This is a genomic window from Clostridium sp. HGF2, assembly GCF_964240115.1.
Taxonomy (GTDB): domain Bacteria; phylum Bacillota_I; class Bacilli_A; order Erysipelotrichales; family Erysipelotrichaceae; genus Clostridium_AQ; species Clostridium_AQ innocuum.
The window spans coordinates 514,031-528,608 of record NZ_CAXSSO010000002.1; the positions used below are offsets into that span (position 1 = coordinate 514,031).

Genomic DNA, 14,578 nt, shown 5'->3' on the forward strand with positions numbered 1-14,578 from the left:
CATATGAATTACTACAAGGTAAGTTATGACTCGCAGCTGCTCGCAGCGTAAGGCGAATACAAGAAAAGGTTTCATATATGTCATCGTATGAGTAATTCCTACATCAGAAAATATGTAAAAATTTATGGAGGAAAACAAGATGCGGAAGAAATTAAAAAGTATCGTCATGATATTCGCTTCGATCTTGCTATGTGGATCCAATATGTTGTCCACGATAACGATCAAAGCCAATGTCACAAAGTTGGAAGATACCGGATACTGGCATAGTGGACAAGCACATAATCCGGATAATCCTGTACAGACCGCATGGTTCGATCATCAAAAGATTGAAAAGATCCATGTCGAACAAGGTGTCGGTGTATGCAGTGAGCCTTGGGAAGTAATCAATGGTTGGAGCGGATATTCAACATCTTATTCGGATAAAGAACATATCGCTAAAATTTGGTACTATGCCTACGTCAACACTAATCAATCTAAGTGGAATTATGCAGTTGGCCAGCTGATGGTATGGGAATATCTAGGATATAAACCTACAGATCATAATATCTCCAATTATGAGAAACGAAAAGCTGAAGTCAATACAATGATTAAGAATATGAAAAAGCGCCCTAGCTTCAATGGAAAAACAGTTACCTTGAATGCTGGTGAAAGTACTACACTAACAGACACCAATAACGTCCTGCAGGATTTCAAAGGTAAAGAAAGTATTCCGAAAGGACTTAGTGTAAAACGAAGTGGAAATAAGCTAACGATTACTACCAGCTCCAAAGCTAATGATAACAGTACATATAGTTTGGATAAGATCAAGCCGGAAATGATCGGACAATCCATCGTCCATCGAAAACCAGGCGGACAAGATATTATCAAACCCATGCTCTTAGACCCAGGAACATTCAAACTAAAAATTCAGGTCAATAAGTATGGTGCACTAAAGATCACCAAGCAAGACGAAGATGGAAATCTAGTCCCGAACACATCCTTCAAGGTATCAAAAAATGCCGATATGTCTTCCCCGATCGGAACCTACCAAACAGGTTCTGATGGTACTGTTACGGTAAATGATCTTGCCCCTGCGACTTACTATGTCCAGGAGAGCGCTGTACCAAGTCATCTGATTCTGGACAAGACGATCCATACGGTAAGCGTATCTGCCGACAAGACGACCTCTTTCACTGCTCGAAACGAATGGAAGAAAGGTCGTGTCCAGATCCGTAAGGTCGATACGGATTCCAAGAAACAAGTCGCAGGTGCGACGTATGCGATCTTCAACCAACAAGGTCAAGAGCTTCAGCGCCTCGTTACGAAGGCATCCGGGTATTCCATGTCCGGGTATCTGCGTGTCGGAGCGTATTATGTGCAGGAGGTCATTGCGCCGAAAGGATATACGCTCAATAAGACGAAATATCCTGTCACGATCTCCAAGAATAACCAGACAATTACCGTGACAGGCACAGATAAGCGCCAGTCCGGTACATTGAAACTATCCAAGGCAGATAGTAAGACGAATAAAAAACCACAGGGAGACGCAACGCTACAGGGTGCTGTCTATGAGTTGCGGGCGAAGGAGAATATCCTGGATCCTGCTGACAAATCCGTAAAATACAAAAAAGGTGCGCTGGTCGCAACGCTGACCACGGATAAGAATGGTAATGCCACGAAAACAGGTCTCTATCTGGGAAAATACACCATGAAGGAGACGAAGGCCAGTCCGGGATATCGCCTGGATCCTAAGTCATATAATGTGACGATCAATCCTGCAGCACAAACGACCAGCGTTATCACAGTTTCAAAAAATGTCCTTGAGGATATCATCAAGCTGCGGATCCATAAGGTCCAGGAAGAACCGAAGCTGAATATCCCGAATACGCTCTTCACCTTCACAAAACCGAATGGAACTGTCTCAGAAGTAAAAACAGATAAGAACGGCTCCATCCAGTTTGTCGGTCTTCACCCGGGCGTCTATACATTGAAGGAAAAAGCTGTCATGGATGGCTATGATATCAATCCTACCGAAGTACGTTTTGAAGTGGTATCCGGTGGGGGCGTCAAGGTACTGACAGACCTGACGAATACAGGCATCACCTTCCAGAAGACAGATGCATTCGATGGCATCATAACCGTGCGTGATAAGGTATCTCCGTTTACGTTGAAGATCACGAAGCTCAACGACCACAAGCAGCTGCTGGACGGTGCGGAATTTACGCTATACAGCGATAAAGCCTGTACGAAGGTAGTCGCAAAGAGGACCTCATATAACGGTGTATTGAGCTTTGCCGGACTGAAGGATCGAACGAAGTATTACCTCAAAGAAACGAAAGCACCGGATGGATACCGTATCCCACTAGATCCGGATACGAAACAGCCGCATATCTATGAGATCGAGACCGTCTCTTCGCCGGTCAATGACCTGTTCGAGTTATGGGTAGACGGTAAGAAATATACACCGAAAGATACGGTCACGACAGGTGCTATCCGCATCGAGGGTACGAAGAAAGCAAGAGTCGTACATATGGAGATCGTGAATATGGTAGGTATCAAATTACCGGAAACAGGCAGTGATCTCATGTTCCCGATGTTTATCATAGGCATGGGATTGATGTTCTTAGGGAGAAAAAGCTTACGAGGAGGAGTTAGAGAATGAATAAAAAGAACGTAATGAAATATCTGGGGATCCCTGCTTTAGCGACAGGGATGCTGTTATCCGGTGCACTTCCGGCATTGACCATCACTAGTCTGGTAATCCATGCAGCTCAGGAGATCACGACGCCGGGCGGTATCGTAGACCTGAAGAAAGGCGGTGCCGCCATCACCATCGAAGCGAATGAAGGACAATCGCTCATAGGAAAGAAGTTCCGGCTGTATCAGCTGTTTTCTGTAAAGAATGCAGCGCACCTGGAAAGTGTGAACTATACCTGGACACCTGCCTATCAGGATGTCCTGCAGAAGGTCATCGGGAAACGCCTGAACAAACCGGCAAAGGATGTATCGGAATATGAAGCAGTGGATTACATCCAGTCCTTGAATCACCACAAGGTAGAAGGCGCTGCGACAGAACAGAAGTTGGAAGGAAGATACAGCGAGTTTCGTTATTTCATAGAGGAAGTGACGACAGAGCTGCGTGCCCAGAAGAAACAAGGGACCGATATCCATATCACGCAAACGATGGATAACGGCAATATCCGTTTCGACGGTCTGGATTTCGGATACTACATCACCGATGAGATATCCGATAATGCAGGGACGCACTCCGCAAGCTCTCTGTGTATGGTAAACACGGCTAATCCGAATGCTTCGGTACAGATCAAATCCGACTATCCTTCGATCACGAAGAAGATCCTGGAGGATGACCACAAAGAAGAGATCGGTGCAGATGGATGGAACGATATCGCAGATTATGAGATCGGTCAGACTGTTCCGTATCGTTATGATACAGCTGTACCGGATATGAATGGATATCACAGCTATTACTTCGCTTTCCATGACAAGATGGATAGAGCACTGACCTTCGACCCGGATACCGTAAAGATCCAGATCATGGATGGAAAGAAGACCTATGATGTCGATCCAAGCGAATACAACATATTGGAAAATGTAGGAGGAACGACGTTCAAGATAGAGATCGAAGACCTGAAGAAGATCGTAGACCGCGAGTTTCCGGAAGGCATGAACAAAGACAAGGAGAACATCTATGGACAGAAGATCGTCCTTCGCTATGATGCCAAGCTGAACGATGAGGCTGCCAAGGATACCGGAAGACCGGGCTTCGAGAACAGTGTGAAGCTGGAGTTCTCCAATGACCCGGATGTGGATGGTGTCGGAAAGACCGGAGAGACACCGTGGGATACGGTCGTGTGCTTCACCTATAAGCTGAACGTATCGAAGGTCAATGACCATGACGCACCGTTGAAGGACGCAAGATTCCGTCTGTACAGCGATGCGGACTGTACGAAGGAAGTATATCTGAAACGTACTCCTGACGGTTATAACGTGATCAACCGTGATGCTGTAGGCGGTAATGATCATGACGGTGGAACACAGCCGAAGGAAGCCGTCGAGATCGTCACACCTTTGGATGGCAATTTCACGATCTATGGTCTCGATCAGGGGGTGTATTACCTTTCGGAGGTAGAAGCACCGGATGGATATCGCCGTTTATTGGATCCGATCGTATTGACGGTAAGACCGACCTATACGAACGATAGAAACAGCTACGCAGCCGGCGAAGGCGCAACGGATAAGATCCTGCAGAAGCTGGAGGCGACTGCACATTTTAAAGAATTCTATGATGGTGCAACTTCTGAAAAAGATAATAAACTGGAGACAGATGCGACGCAAGGTTCCATGAATCTAACGGTAGTAAACAAAGTAGGAAGTAAGCTGCCGGTCACAGGATCACAGCTGACGATCGTCATGGTCGCTCTTGGGGCAGGGCTGATGATCGCCGGTTATGGTATCCACAGAAAGAGAAGCCATGTGGATGATGGGAAATGAAGAGTAGAAAAAGATCCGGAAGACGATGGTGGAGCATAGCGATCATCCTCGTCGGCTTTCTGATCTGCAGCTATCCCATAGTGAGTGGTCTGTATCAGCGAAGTGTACAGTCCGATTCCCTGAAGACATATTCCAAAGCGCTGCGCCGCAATGAAGATCAGGTGGAAGGTCTGTTGAAGGCGGCAGATACCTATAACGATATGTTGTTTCAAACTCAAGGGAACTATATCCAAGGTATCAGTGACAAGTATCTGACAGAGAAGGCTTATGAAAAACAGCTGCGATTGAAGGACAGCGATGTCATGGCACGCATCGAGATACCGAAGATCAGTGTCGATCTTCCCATCTATCACGGTGTGAGTGAGAGCGTCCTGTCAAAAGGTGTGGGACATCTTCGATCCAGCAGTCTTCCTGTTGGTGGTGAGAGCACACATACGGCATTGAGCGGACATCGTGGTCTTCCATCATCAAAGCTATTTACCAGATTAGATGAATTGGAAAAAGGCGATCTCTTCTACATCGATGTACTCGGCAGGACGCTTGCCTATCAGATCTGCGATATCCAAACGACAGATCCGGATGATATCGATAAACTGAGCATACAAGAAGGAAGAGACCTCGTGACGCTCATCACCTGTACGCCATACGGGATCAATACGAAAAGGCTGCTCATAACAGGAGAACGGGTAGCTTATGAGAAACAGGAAAAGGAATCGATCCAGGGATCGATGATGTCGATACGAGAACTTATCTTTACGGCAGCACCCTTTGTGATCATCACGCTCCTGTTGGGAAAAGAAATCTATCATTATAGAAAAAGGAGGTCAAAAGAACATGAAGAAGCGTAATAAGATAGTTCGCATCATGACATTATCGTTGTTGTCATTATGCTGCATCCGGCCGATAAGCGCACAGGAAGCACTTCCCCAGCCTATGGATCTTTCTACACAGGAGAAAGGCAGTATCCATGTGGAACTGGAGGAAACACAAGACAAGTTATCCAGAGAAGGCGTCGGTCTTTCTCTGGCCTATGTCGCAACGATAAAGGAAGGGAGCTATCAGCTTACCGAGGACTATAGCTCTGCGAATGTGGAACTGAATGCCATCGAAACGGCAGAAGGACTGCAGGAAGCCGCAGATACGTTGCGGCCACTCGTGAAAGACGCGATACAGACGAAACAGACAAATGTGCAGGGTATCGTAGATTTCACAGATCTGGAGGTAGGTGTCTATCTGTTGTATGTGAGTGATCAGGCGGGCTATGAAACGATACAGCCGACACTGATCAGCGTACCGATGTGGGATGAGACCGTCAAACAGATGAACTACCATATCGAAGTATTCCCAAAACATGCGCCTTTACCAGCATTACATGTGCGGAAAGTCGATTATTATGATCATAAGAGCATTTTAAAAGAAGCTGAGTTTACTCTGTATTCGGATGCGGAGTGCACAGAAGTCATCAAAACAGAAAAGACAGATTCGAAGGATGGGGTCGCGTCATTCGATGGACTATTATATCAGACAGTATACATAAAGGAAACGAAGGCTCCTGCCGGTTATCAGCTATCGGATGAGGTCGTGAAGGTCACGATCGATGACGAATGGGTCAATGGTGACGATAATCTTCGTACGATCGTCTATGCGGACAGGCCGCTTGCGACATCCGGCGGTCCTGATACCGGCGATCACACGAGTGTAGTTGGATGGATCTTCCTGCTTGGAGTATCCACATGCACTGCCTTCTTCTTATTGCGTAGAAAGCATGAGGCACAGTGAAAAAAAGCCAGTATATGACATTCATCCTCTGTGTCCTCCTACTCTGCCTGGGATGTTGGTATCTCTTATTTCCGAAATCGGCAGATAAAGATGACCTGTCAATCACATTCAAGGATACGGAAAAGGTGAAACTGAACGAAAAGATCGAACCTGTCGATCTGATCCGTTCCACGACATCTGTGAAGATCCTATATCCGACAATCGACACCTCATCCCCGGGGGTAAAGAAGCTCTTATATATCGCTGTGGGAGAGGATGGAGAACAAAAAGAATTCATGAAGGAGATCCGGGTGGTGGCGCCGACACCACCTGTCCTTGAACTCAAGAAGGATACGGTCGAGATCTATGTGAAGGAAGCATTCGATGCAAGAGGATATGTAAAGAAAGCCTATAGTGATTATGACGGTGATCTGGACGTGTCGATCCGTGGGAGCTTCGATGTGAAGAAAGCCGGTACGTATACGATCACGTATCAGGTCAAAGATTCCAGCGGCCATACTGCCACGAAGGAGCTGCGGCTCATCGTCAAAGATAAAGATAAAGAAGAGGCGCCAAAGGAAAAGGAGCCACAGCATCCACAGAAGACAGAACGGCCATCAACTGCACAGCCGCCGAAAGAACAAGATACGATGACAGGCTCCGCTTTGTCTCCGAAAGCAGAGAAGCCACAGGAACCAGCCTCATCGATTGGCGTACAAACATGGCTGTTTGCCAATGGAGAGAGTTTCTCCTCCGCACTGGAGAAATGTAATGCCGCAGGAGCGGCAAGTGGAAGGAGGTACCAGTGCAATGTGTTACAGGATGATTCCGGTATCTATACAGGCTATCGGCTCGATCTACGATGATGTACTAGTGACTGGTACATCTGCCAATAGAAACGATGTAAGGATGATAGAAAGGAGTGAGGAAGATGCTGTTCAAACGGCTACATAAACAACCGGATAAGGATATACAAGAGCACCCGGAAGGAAATGAGGAACGACAGGTAGAACATACAAAGGAAGAGTTGGAAGCACATCTACAGAAGCTGATGAAGCGACAACGGCGTATCGTGCGATTGAAGAAAGCAGTTCTGTATCTGACCGTAGGCATCGGTCTGCTAGGAGGCTTCCGTTCCCTTGCTCAGGAACGGCCGGACATAACGCCTGCAGTAGCGGTGAACGACTATAGCTTCCTGGAGGATTATATAAAAAACTATTATAAATATCCGCAGGATGAAGAAAGTCAGCAGTTCTTACAGGAATTCACGACCGGAGGAAGCTGGAACGTATCCTATGATCAAAAGATCAAGAGTGCCGAGGTAGGAACCGTAGAAGTATATCAGGTGGAGCCATCCGATACAGAGGAAGGCCGGCTCACATCCTATGCCAGAGTATCTCTCGATCTGAAAGACGACGAAGGCAAGAGTAAACGACAAACGGCATATATCGCGATACGTTCTATTCAAAAAGATGGTCACTATATCGTGGATCGTCCGATCTCGATGATATCAACTGCGCCAGCTGCTATGAATGAAGATATGAAAAAAGGACTGGAGACAGAAAAAGAAGATATCAAGGGAACGGACTGTACGGAACAGGAGAAGCAGGAGATCACGAATACGATCCAGTTGTTCTTTACGACCTATGCCGCTGATCTGGAACAGGCACGGCTCCTGATGCAGGATCCGGAAACGCTGAAACCATTGGATCCGGATACGAAGCCGGTATTCGTCAGTCTACAGTCCGCAATACAGAATGAGGATGAGATACAGGCAGATGTGATCGTCCGCTATGAAACGAAGGAACTATTCCAACAGGAACGTAGCGTGCGTTTCCTGTTCGATAGAAAAACGAACAAGATCATTTCAAAGGAGGAGTATTAGGTATGGATTTTACAAAATTAGAAGGATTCAAGGTCATTTATTATTTGGTATTGCTCATCGTATTCGTGGCGCTCATGGTGTTCCTGTTGCGCAGCGCAAAGGAATCTCTGCGCCGCACCGGTGGGAAATGGCAGTCCGTCATCGATGAGATCGTCATCGGGTTCATCGTATTGATCGCATTCACCATCATCGCGCAGATAGAGCCATCTTCTATCATCTCCTTCCTGACGAAACCTCTCAAGTGGATATGGGACCTCGTCCTGAAAGCATTGCGGTTCGTAGGCGTCAAGATCTAGAGGGCCATCATGAAGAGCGCCTATAATTATACGGCTGTCGAGACACACAAGCAGAAGCTGTATATCCCCTATATCGGGATCGAACTGAATGGCTGGGGGATGGTACTCGTGATGCTGGGGGGTCTGTTGTTTGCACTGATCCCCATCGGTATCCCTGCGTATCATCTGTTCGGATCCTTGGGGATCCTGTTGTCGATCGCGATCGCTGCGGTACTGGAGATCGGCGCTGTGATGTTCCTGACCGAGATAGACCGAGAGAGCCGCAAGAACAAGCTGATCACGTTCTACTATCGGGATGTGAAGAACTATCGCATCCTGTATGATTCCCAAGGACACACACATAGATTATCGAAGGAAAGAGAAGGGAGAGTGCATCGGTGTGTACGTTGAACCTTATTACAGCTATGGAGAAGGAAACATCGTCTACTGTAAGGAATGTATCTGTTATCACTATGAGATCCGTCCGATGAATAGCCTGTATGCATCCGATCATCAGCTGCAGACATTGATCGATAACCTGCATCGTAAGATCCTTTCCGTCAATATGCCGGGAGCGATCTATATCCTGCCACAGCGCATCGATGAACAGGAGATCCTAAAGCATTATAAGACGTTATATGAGACGAATGGTGATCCACAGACAGAGAAGCTGTATCGCTCCTTCATGAAGGATATAAAAGCGCAGCTGACAAATGGTATCAAGTATCGCTATCGGATACATATATGCTTTACAGATAACCGTGACCCATTGAAGAAGAAGTGGTTGAGTGGTTGGTTGAGTAAGAACAACGATCCGTTGGAAAAGCGGATGGTCGATCTGAGCGAGGTCATCGATGAACAGATATACAAGAAATTAAGTATGGATCTGAGTGTGGAACGACCGGACAAGAAAGAGATACAGCGTCTATATGATTATCTGGCGATCCCGATCGAGATACTGATATCCGATTATTACACGATCCCGCAGGCGACAGAGCTGGAATATCATTATCAGACACTGAAGAACAAAGGTGGATTCCGTGAGTTGTATTCTCGAGTGCTCATCGCAGATAAACTCATCCAGGATCGATTGGAGGATGGGTATCGTGCGAATGTGGCGGTCAATGAGATCCAGCTCTATACCTTCCCTGTCGACACGATCATCAAGTTTGATCTGGAACATACGCAGACCTTCAAGAGCAATATGACCGGAAAACGTGAGGAGATCCATAAGAATGCACGCCGTTACTGGCAGAGCAGCGGGCGAAAGGACAAGGAAGCACAGAAAGCCTTCGAGCTTGCGAAGATCGGTGAAGATGTGGATCCATCGATCGAAGATTCCAAGATCCGCTGGCAGATGATGCTGCGCATCCGTGCCAATACGCAGGACATGCTGATGAAGCGCAGCGACAAGCTGCAGAAGAGATTCGAAGGGAAACGGATCCAGTTGACCTATGCGATCGGCGAACAGGAACAGCTTGCGGAACACCTATTTCCATATAAGAATAGCTGTTACCGGTATGTGAATCTGACCGATGTCCTGTACTTTGCGCATTTTAATTTTTTCGGTGGCTTATACATAGGAGAAGCAGACAAAGGAGTCGTGCTCACATATACGAGACCTGCAGACCTGCCGGTACGGATCGATATCGAGGCTCCGATCAAGGGATTGACGCAGACAGGTTCCTCTACGGTGGCCTTTGTCGGAGAGACCGGTTCCGGAAAATCACAGATTGCCAACTACTTTGCACTCCTCTCCATGATCTTCTATGGGCACCGGCTGCTGTTGGTCGATCCGAAAGGTGACCGTCACAAGCTCGTGAAGCTGTTGGATCGATTCGGTGATCTGACCTCTCACCTCATCATCGGAGACCCATCTTGTCCAAACGGTATGTTCGATGCCTTCCTATTACATCCGGATTCTCCCTTAGATGCATTGGCAGCGGCCAAGAATGATATCATCGCCCTGGTGCGTGCCATCAATCCACAGCAGGAGATCGATCTGATGCAGGTCGATGAAGCATATATGGAGCTGAGCGAAGCGCTCAATAGTGGAAAGATCACACGGATCACGATGCGAAGATTGGTCGATGTCATGATGAACAGGGATCCCAAGCTTGCACGCAGTCTGTATTCCCTGCGCAATGATCCGATGGCTCGCCTGTTCTTCGGGGACGACGATACCGATATCTCGAAGGTGTTCCGTCTCGATCGCCCCTTCAATCTGATCACGTTCGCGAAGATGCCGGTGTATTCCAGAGATTCAGGCACCTATAGCTATGATTCCGGAAATCTGGAACATCGGATCTTCTCCCTCATCCTGGGAAAGGTCAATGAGATCACGAACATGTTCCTGCGTATGTATAAAGGACAAGCAAAGACGATGCTGTTCGATGAGGCAAAACTGTATTCGACAGTCCCGGGTGGTATGTCCGTATTAGTGAACAACAATCTGATTGCAAGATCGGAGCTGTGCAATATGCTGATCATCCTGCAGAACTGGAGCGATCTTCCGGATTCCATCATCAATAATACCGGGCAATTTTTCATCGGCAATATGAAGAGCAAGGACGAGATCCAGCGTATCCTGTGCCATTTCGATCTGGATGGCAATTCCACGCTGTCCGCTATCCTGCAGGATCGAACGAAGGAGGAAGGTGTCGACCAGGCAAAGCAGCACAATTTCTTATACTGTGATTACAACAACCGCAAATGCCTGACGAAGATGGCGATCTTGCCGATGTTCTCGGATGCCTTCCGCACCTTCAAGGATATCGATGAACAGGGGGCGAAGTCATGAGATGGCGTAGATGCCTCACCATCCTGAGCTTGCTGTTCCTGCTGCTGGTCCCGACAGGTATCCATGCGGAATCTATGGATGGAGCGATCGGCAACGGTAATTCTCCGGGAGAGACGACAGCACAGAAGAACGATGAAGAAAAGGCAGATACCAATACTTCGGATTTTCTCTCGGATGCGATCCTCAGTTTAGATAAAGATACGAGAAAAAAAGAAATGGACCAGGATTATATCAAGAATCTCTATAATTCCAGTATGACAGCGAAGACCAAAGGGCTCAACCTGCTTGATGGGGATTCCATCGTCACATGTTTCATGAATTTGATCACGCTGCTTCTGGAAATGATCGGGTTCGTGATCTCCTTCTTCGTGTTGACGATCTATAACTTGGTATCCTCCAGCTTTTTGGGGACCGTCATACAGGGGATCTTTGATATGATCGACAAGGTCATTTTCGATTGGAGCGATCCTAATTCCTGGATCAATAAAGTGCTCCTGATCGCTGCATTGTCATCCATCCTGTATAAGCTCATCAAAGACTTTACCAGGATCGTACGATGGCAACAGATCGTACAGATCGTGCTTACCGCCTTCCTATCGATGACCTTCATCACCTTCATCGGCCAAAATGGACGCAAGATCGCAAATGGGTTTGAGGAAGTGACGACACAGATGTTGACGGAAACGTTCGTATTCGGAGAAAAGAAGGAAGATCCGGAGATCATGAACAAGCAGAACATCTTCGATATCTTGCAGAAACAGCCGTTCATGGTACGACATTTCGGTACGACAGATCTTGCGAAGATCGCCGGTTCGGACGATAAGGATGCTATCGAAAAGGTAGAAAAGCGAGTACAGCGCCTCCTGAACGATCCATCACAAGACAATGCGGAGGATGAATATGACAAGTTCGGAAATCATGCGATCACGCATGATGGTGGTTCCGCAATGCGGGTCTTGGGACTCTCCTTCGTCTTGTTAGTACATCGTGGTGCGATCAGTATCGTCATCGCAGCGATCTGTATCGGCTTAGGGGCTGTAAAGGCCGCAAAATATATCGTTCTGGGATTGAGTGTATATCAACTCATTTGGTGGCTGCTCAAGCATGGACGCAAAGCTCGCCAATGGTTCACAGACAGGCTCATGTGGTGCATGGTCACGATCTTTGCGGATATCCTGTTCAGTATGGCACTGTTCTTCCTGGTAGAATTATGCACGAAGATATCCGCTTACAGTGTCCTGCTCATGCTGGCAGTCGATGTGATCCTCATCGTCTTGCTCAGATTCGTGATCAAGAATCTACCGACGATCATGTCGAAACTGATGGAAGATGGAAAGATCGTGGCAGAAGGAATGCTGTTGGGTACCTCTCCGATGTCGACGTACCGACAGTTGAAAGGCTCTGCTTCACAAAGTGATGCGTTTGATGGGGGCGGTGAAGGAAACGGCAGTGGAACAGGTGGCTATGGAGAAAGTGATGATGGTGATCTTCGTGATCATGATGATCCATATGATAGCAGCTATGATGACGACGCCTTGCGAGATGAAAAAGATCCCGATATGTATGCGGACGATATACAGGATGATGTGGACTCTGCGGATCATGAGGAAGCACCTGCAGATGGTGACAGCGAATCGGCTGGTCCTGCCACAAATAGTGAGGGTGCGCCTACAGAAGCAGAGAGTGAAACAGAAGGATCTGATGAAATGACTTCTGAGACACAGGAAGACATCGATGGTGGGGCACAGGAAACGGATCCGGGAGATGATGGTGAACCATTCGATGAAGAACATGCAGCTGACATACAGAACATGAGCGCAGAAACGCAGGAAGAGGAAGACCTGAGCGATGAAGCGGATATAGCGGAAGAAGATATGTCGGATATCGATATGGACGATGACGATGATCTTATCGAGGATGCAGGAGCCCCGGATATCTCAGATGTGGGAGGAGTTCCGGAAACAGTGGATCCTGAAACAGAAGATGATCTGAAAGATCGCTCGGATGATGATCCTATTCCTACAGAAGCTTCGAAACATACGGATTCTGAAGAGGCAACGGAAGAAACATCGTCAGCTTCTACAGAAGACAGCCCAGATGTAGAAATGAACACAGAACCTACACAAGCTACGCAGCAGCCGGATGATCCAAACAGTGTGCCTGCAGGAATGGATGTCGATGAAGGAGGACAAGAGAGCGGACCGATAAACGAACAGGATGTGCCAGCAGAACATGAGGCTTCAACAAAACCGGAAGAGGATACACTGCCGCAGGAAGAGGAGAACCTCCTGAATGAAGGCGATTAAGAAGCTCCTTCTCCTTTTCCTTCCCCTTATCATTATCATGATGATGTTTCTGATGTTCCTTGGCGGTGGTGTGAGAGATGGGAATGAGACGCCCAAAAACAATCTCAGTTCCTCTGTCGAATATTATCGTCCCTATGTGTCCAAGATCGCCAAGCTGGAAGGCATGGAAGATTATGTGGATCTGATCCTGGCAGTGATGCAGGTAGAATCCGGTGGGACAGGCAGTGATCCTATGCAGGCATCGGAAGGGCCGTTCAACAAAAAATATCCGCAGATACCCAATGGGATCAAGGATCCGCATTACTCGATCCGCTGCGGTATCAAAGAGCTGCAGGATTGCCTGAAAAGGGCGAAGGTCAAGGATGCATCCGATGAAGGTCGCATCCGGGTGGCATTAGGCGGATATAATTTCGGAAATGGATTCATCGAATGGATCGATCGTGAAAAAGGTGGAAGATGGACACTGGAAGCAGCACAGGAATTTTCCGATATCATGAAGGGAAAGACCGGATGGAGCGTCTACGGAGATCCTCCTTATGCCGATAAGGTGATGTCCTACTATGACGCATTGGATTTTATCAGCGGGGACGGTATCCTGATCCCGCCATTGAAGGGCTACACGCTCACCAGTGGGTATGGGAATCGACCATCGATCGGTGACTTCCATTATGGTGTCGATTTGGATGGCTCCTATGGTGCATCGATCTACGCTCCCGGTGATGCGAAGGTATATCAGGCATCCTCGAGCTGTCCTGCAGATGGAGGATACCTTGGGAATATGTGTCCGGGTGGTGCTTATGCAGGTGCCGGAAACTTTATCCAGCTGAAGATGAAGTATAAAGGAAAAGAACTCTATATCCTGTTTTGCCATATGAAGGATGTGGACGTCAAGACAGGACAGACCGTAAAGAAAGGACAGCGGATCGGCAGCCAGGGACATTCGGGTAATTCGACAGCATCCCATGTACATATGGAGATGCATTTCTCAACCCCTGTGATTGCAACGACAGAAGGCAGTGTGGATCCGGAAACATACATCAAATTCAAATAATGGAGGCTACAT

The 14,578-nt window shown here is 47.4% G+C and carries 11 protein-coding genes; all 11 read left to right on the forward strand.

Features of this window, described 5'->3' with window-relative positions:
* Window positions 1-139 precede the first annotated feature (139 nt).
* The 11 genes from ACESPQ_RS06270 to ACESPQ_RS06320 all read left to right on the forward strand — a co-directional run bounded on the left by ACESPQ_RS06270 (window position 140) and on the right by ACESPQ_RS06320 (window position 14,566).
* Window positions 140-2,641, forward strand: a complete 2,502-nt coding sequence (locus ACESPQ_RS06270) for a SpaA isopeptide-forming pilin-related protein (RefSeq protein ID WP_373144092.1) — start codon at window positions 140-142, stop codon at window positions 2,639-2,641.
* Window positions 2,638-4,491 (forward strand): isopeptide-forming domain-containing fimbrial protein, encoded by a 1,854-nt coding sequence (locus tag ACESPQ_RS06275; RefSeq protein WP_373144093.1) that lies wholly within the window; start codon window positions 2,638-2,640, stop codon window positions 4,489-4,491. Before ACESPQ_RS06270 ends, ACESPQ_RS06275 begins: the two co-directional genes overlap by 4 nt.
* Window positions 4,488-5,339, forward strand: a complete 852-nt coding sequence (locus tag ACESPQ_RS06280; RefSeq protein WP_373144095.1) for a class C sortase — start codon at window positions 4,488-4,490, stop codon at window positions 5,337-5,339. Before ACESPQ_RS06275 ends, ACESPQ_RS06280 begins: the two co-directional genes overlap by 4 nt.
* Window positions 5,326-6,270, forward strand: coding sequence for a SpaA isopeptide-forming pilin-related protein (locus tag ACESPQ_RS06285; protein WP_373144097.1), 945 nt, complete (start codon window positions 5,326-5,328; stop codon window positions 6,268-6,270). Before ACESPQ_RS06280 ends, ACESPQ_RS06285 begins: the two co-directional genes overlap by 14 nt.
* A gap of 125 nt (window positions 6,271-6,395) precedes the next feature.
* Window positions 6,396-7,115: an immunoglobulin-like domain-containing protein gene (locus tag ACESPQ_RS06290; RefSeq protein WP_373144098.1), complete on the forward strand. Its 720-nt coding sequence runs from the start codon at window positions 6,396-6,398 to the stop codon at window positions 7,113-7,115.
* A 65-nt stretch (window positions 7,116-7,180) separates the two neighbouring features.
* On the forward strand, window positions 7,181-8,134 hold the full coding sequence (locus tag ACESPQ_RS06295) for a conjugal transfer protein (RefSeq protein WP_373144099.1): 954 nt from the start codon (window positions 7,181-7,183) through the stop codon (window positions 8,132-8,134).
* Window positions 8,135-8,136: 2 nt separating this feature from the next.
* Window positions 8,137-8,430 carry a hypothetical protein gene (locus ACESPQ_RS06300; protein WP_002609134.1) on the forward strand — a complete coding sequence of 98 codons (294 nt, stop codon included), beginning with the start codon at window positions 8,137-8,139 and terminating at the stop codon, window positions 8,428-8,430.
* A 9-nt stretch (window positions 8,431-8,439) separates the two neighbouring features.
* Window positions 8,440-8,820 carry a hypothetical protein gene (locus ACESPQ_RS06305; protein WP_002609133.1) on the forward strand — a complete coding sequence of 127 codons (381 nt, stop codon included), beginning with the start codon at window positions 8,440-8,442 and terminating at the stop codon, window positions 8,818-8,820.
* The gene (locus ACESPQ_RS06310) at window positions 8,810-11,209 is read left to right on the forward strand and encodes an ATP-binding protein (protein WP_373144100.1); all 2,400 of its coding nucleotides are present in this window, start codon (window positions 8,810-8,812) and stop codon (window positions 11,207-11,209) included. Before ACESPQ_RS06305 ends, ACESPQ_RS06310 begins: the two co-directional genes overlap by 11 nt.
* Window positions 11,206-13,515 carry a hypothetical protein gene (locus ACESPQ_RS06315; RefSeq protein WP_373144101.1) on the forward strand — a complete coding sequence of 770 codons (2,310 nt, stop codon included), beginning with the start codon at window positions 11,206-11,208 and terminating at the stop codon, window positions 13,513-13,515. The genes ACESPQ_RS06310 and ACESPQ_RS06315 overlap by 4 nt, the downstream gene beginning before the upstream one ends.
* Window positions 13,502-14,566, forward strand: coding sequence for a lysozyme family protein (locus ACESPQ_RS06320; protein ID WP_373144102.1), 1,065 nt, complete (start codon window positions 13,502-13,504; stop codon window positions 14,564-14,566). Before ACESPQ_RS06315 ends, ACESPQ_RS06320 begins: the two co-directional genes overlap by 14 nt.
* Window positions 14,567-14,578 lie beyond the last annotated feature (12 nt).

What these genes read in the sequence shown, in the direction of transcription:
- ACESPQ_RS06270 (WP_373144092.1), top strand. Translation starts at nt 140, where the DNA reads ATGCGGAAGAAATTAAAAAGTATCGTCATGATATTCGCTTCGATCTTG.
- ACESPQ_RS06275 (WP_373144093.1), top strand. Translation starts at nt 2,638, where the DNA reads ATGAATAAAAAGAACGTAATGAAATATCTGGGGATCCCTGCTTTAGCG.
- ACESPQ_RS06280 (WP_373144095.1), top strand. Translation starts at nt 4,488, where the DNA reads ATGAAGAGTAGAAAAAGATCCGGAAGACGATGGTGGAGCATAGCGATC.
- ACESPQ_RS06285 (WP_373144097.1), top strand. Translation starts at nt 5,326, where the DNA reads ATGAAGAAGCGTAATAAGATAGTTCGCATCATGACATTATCGTTGTTG.
- ACESPQ_RS06295 (WP_373144099.1), top strand. Translation starts at nt 7,181, where the DNA reads ATGCTGTTCAAACGGCTACATAAACAACCGGATAAGGATATACAAGAG.
- ACESPQ_RS06300 (WP_002609134.1), top strand. Translation starts at nt 8,137, where the DNA reads ATGGATTTTACAAAATTAGAAGGATTCAAGGTCATTTATTATTTGGTA.
- ACESPQ_RS06305 (WP_002609133.1), top strand. Translation starts at nt 8,440, where the DNA reads ATGAAGAGCGCCTATAATTATACGGCTGTCGAGACACACAAGCAGAAG.
- ACESPQ_RS06315 (WP_373144101.1), top strand. Translation starts at nt 11,206, where the DNA reads ATGAGATGGCGTAGATGCCTCACCATCCTGAGCTTGCTGTTCCTGCTG.
- ACESPQ_RS06320 (WP_373144102.1), top strand. Translation starts at nt 13,502, where the DNA reads ATGAAGGCGATTAAGAAGCTCCTTCTCCTTTTCCTTCCCCTTATCATT.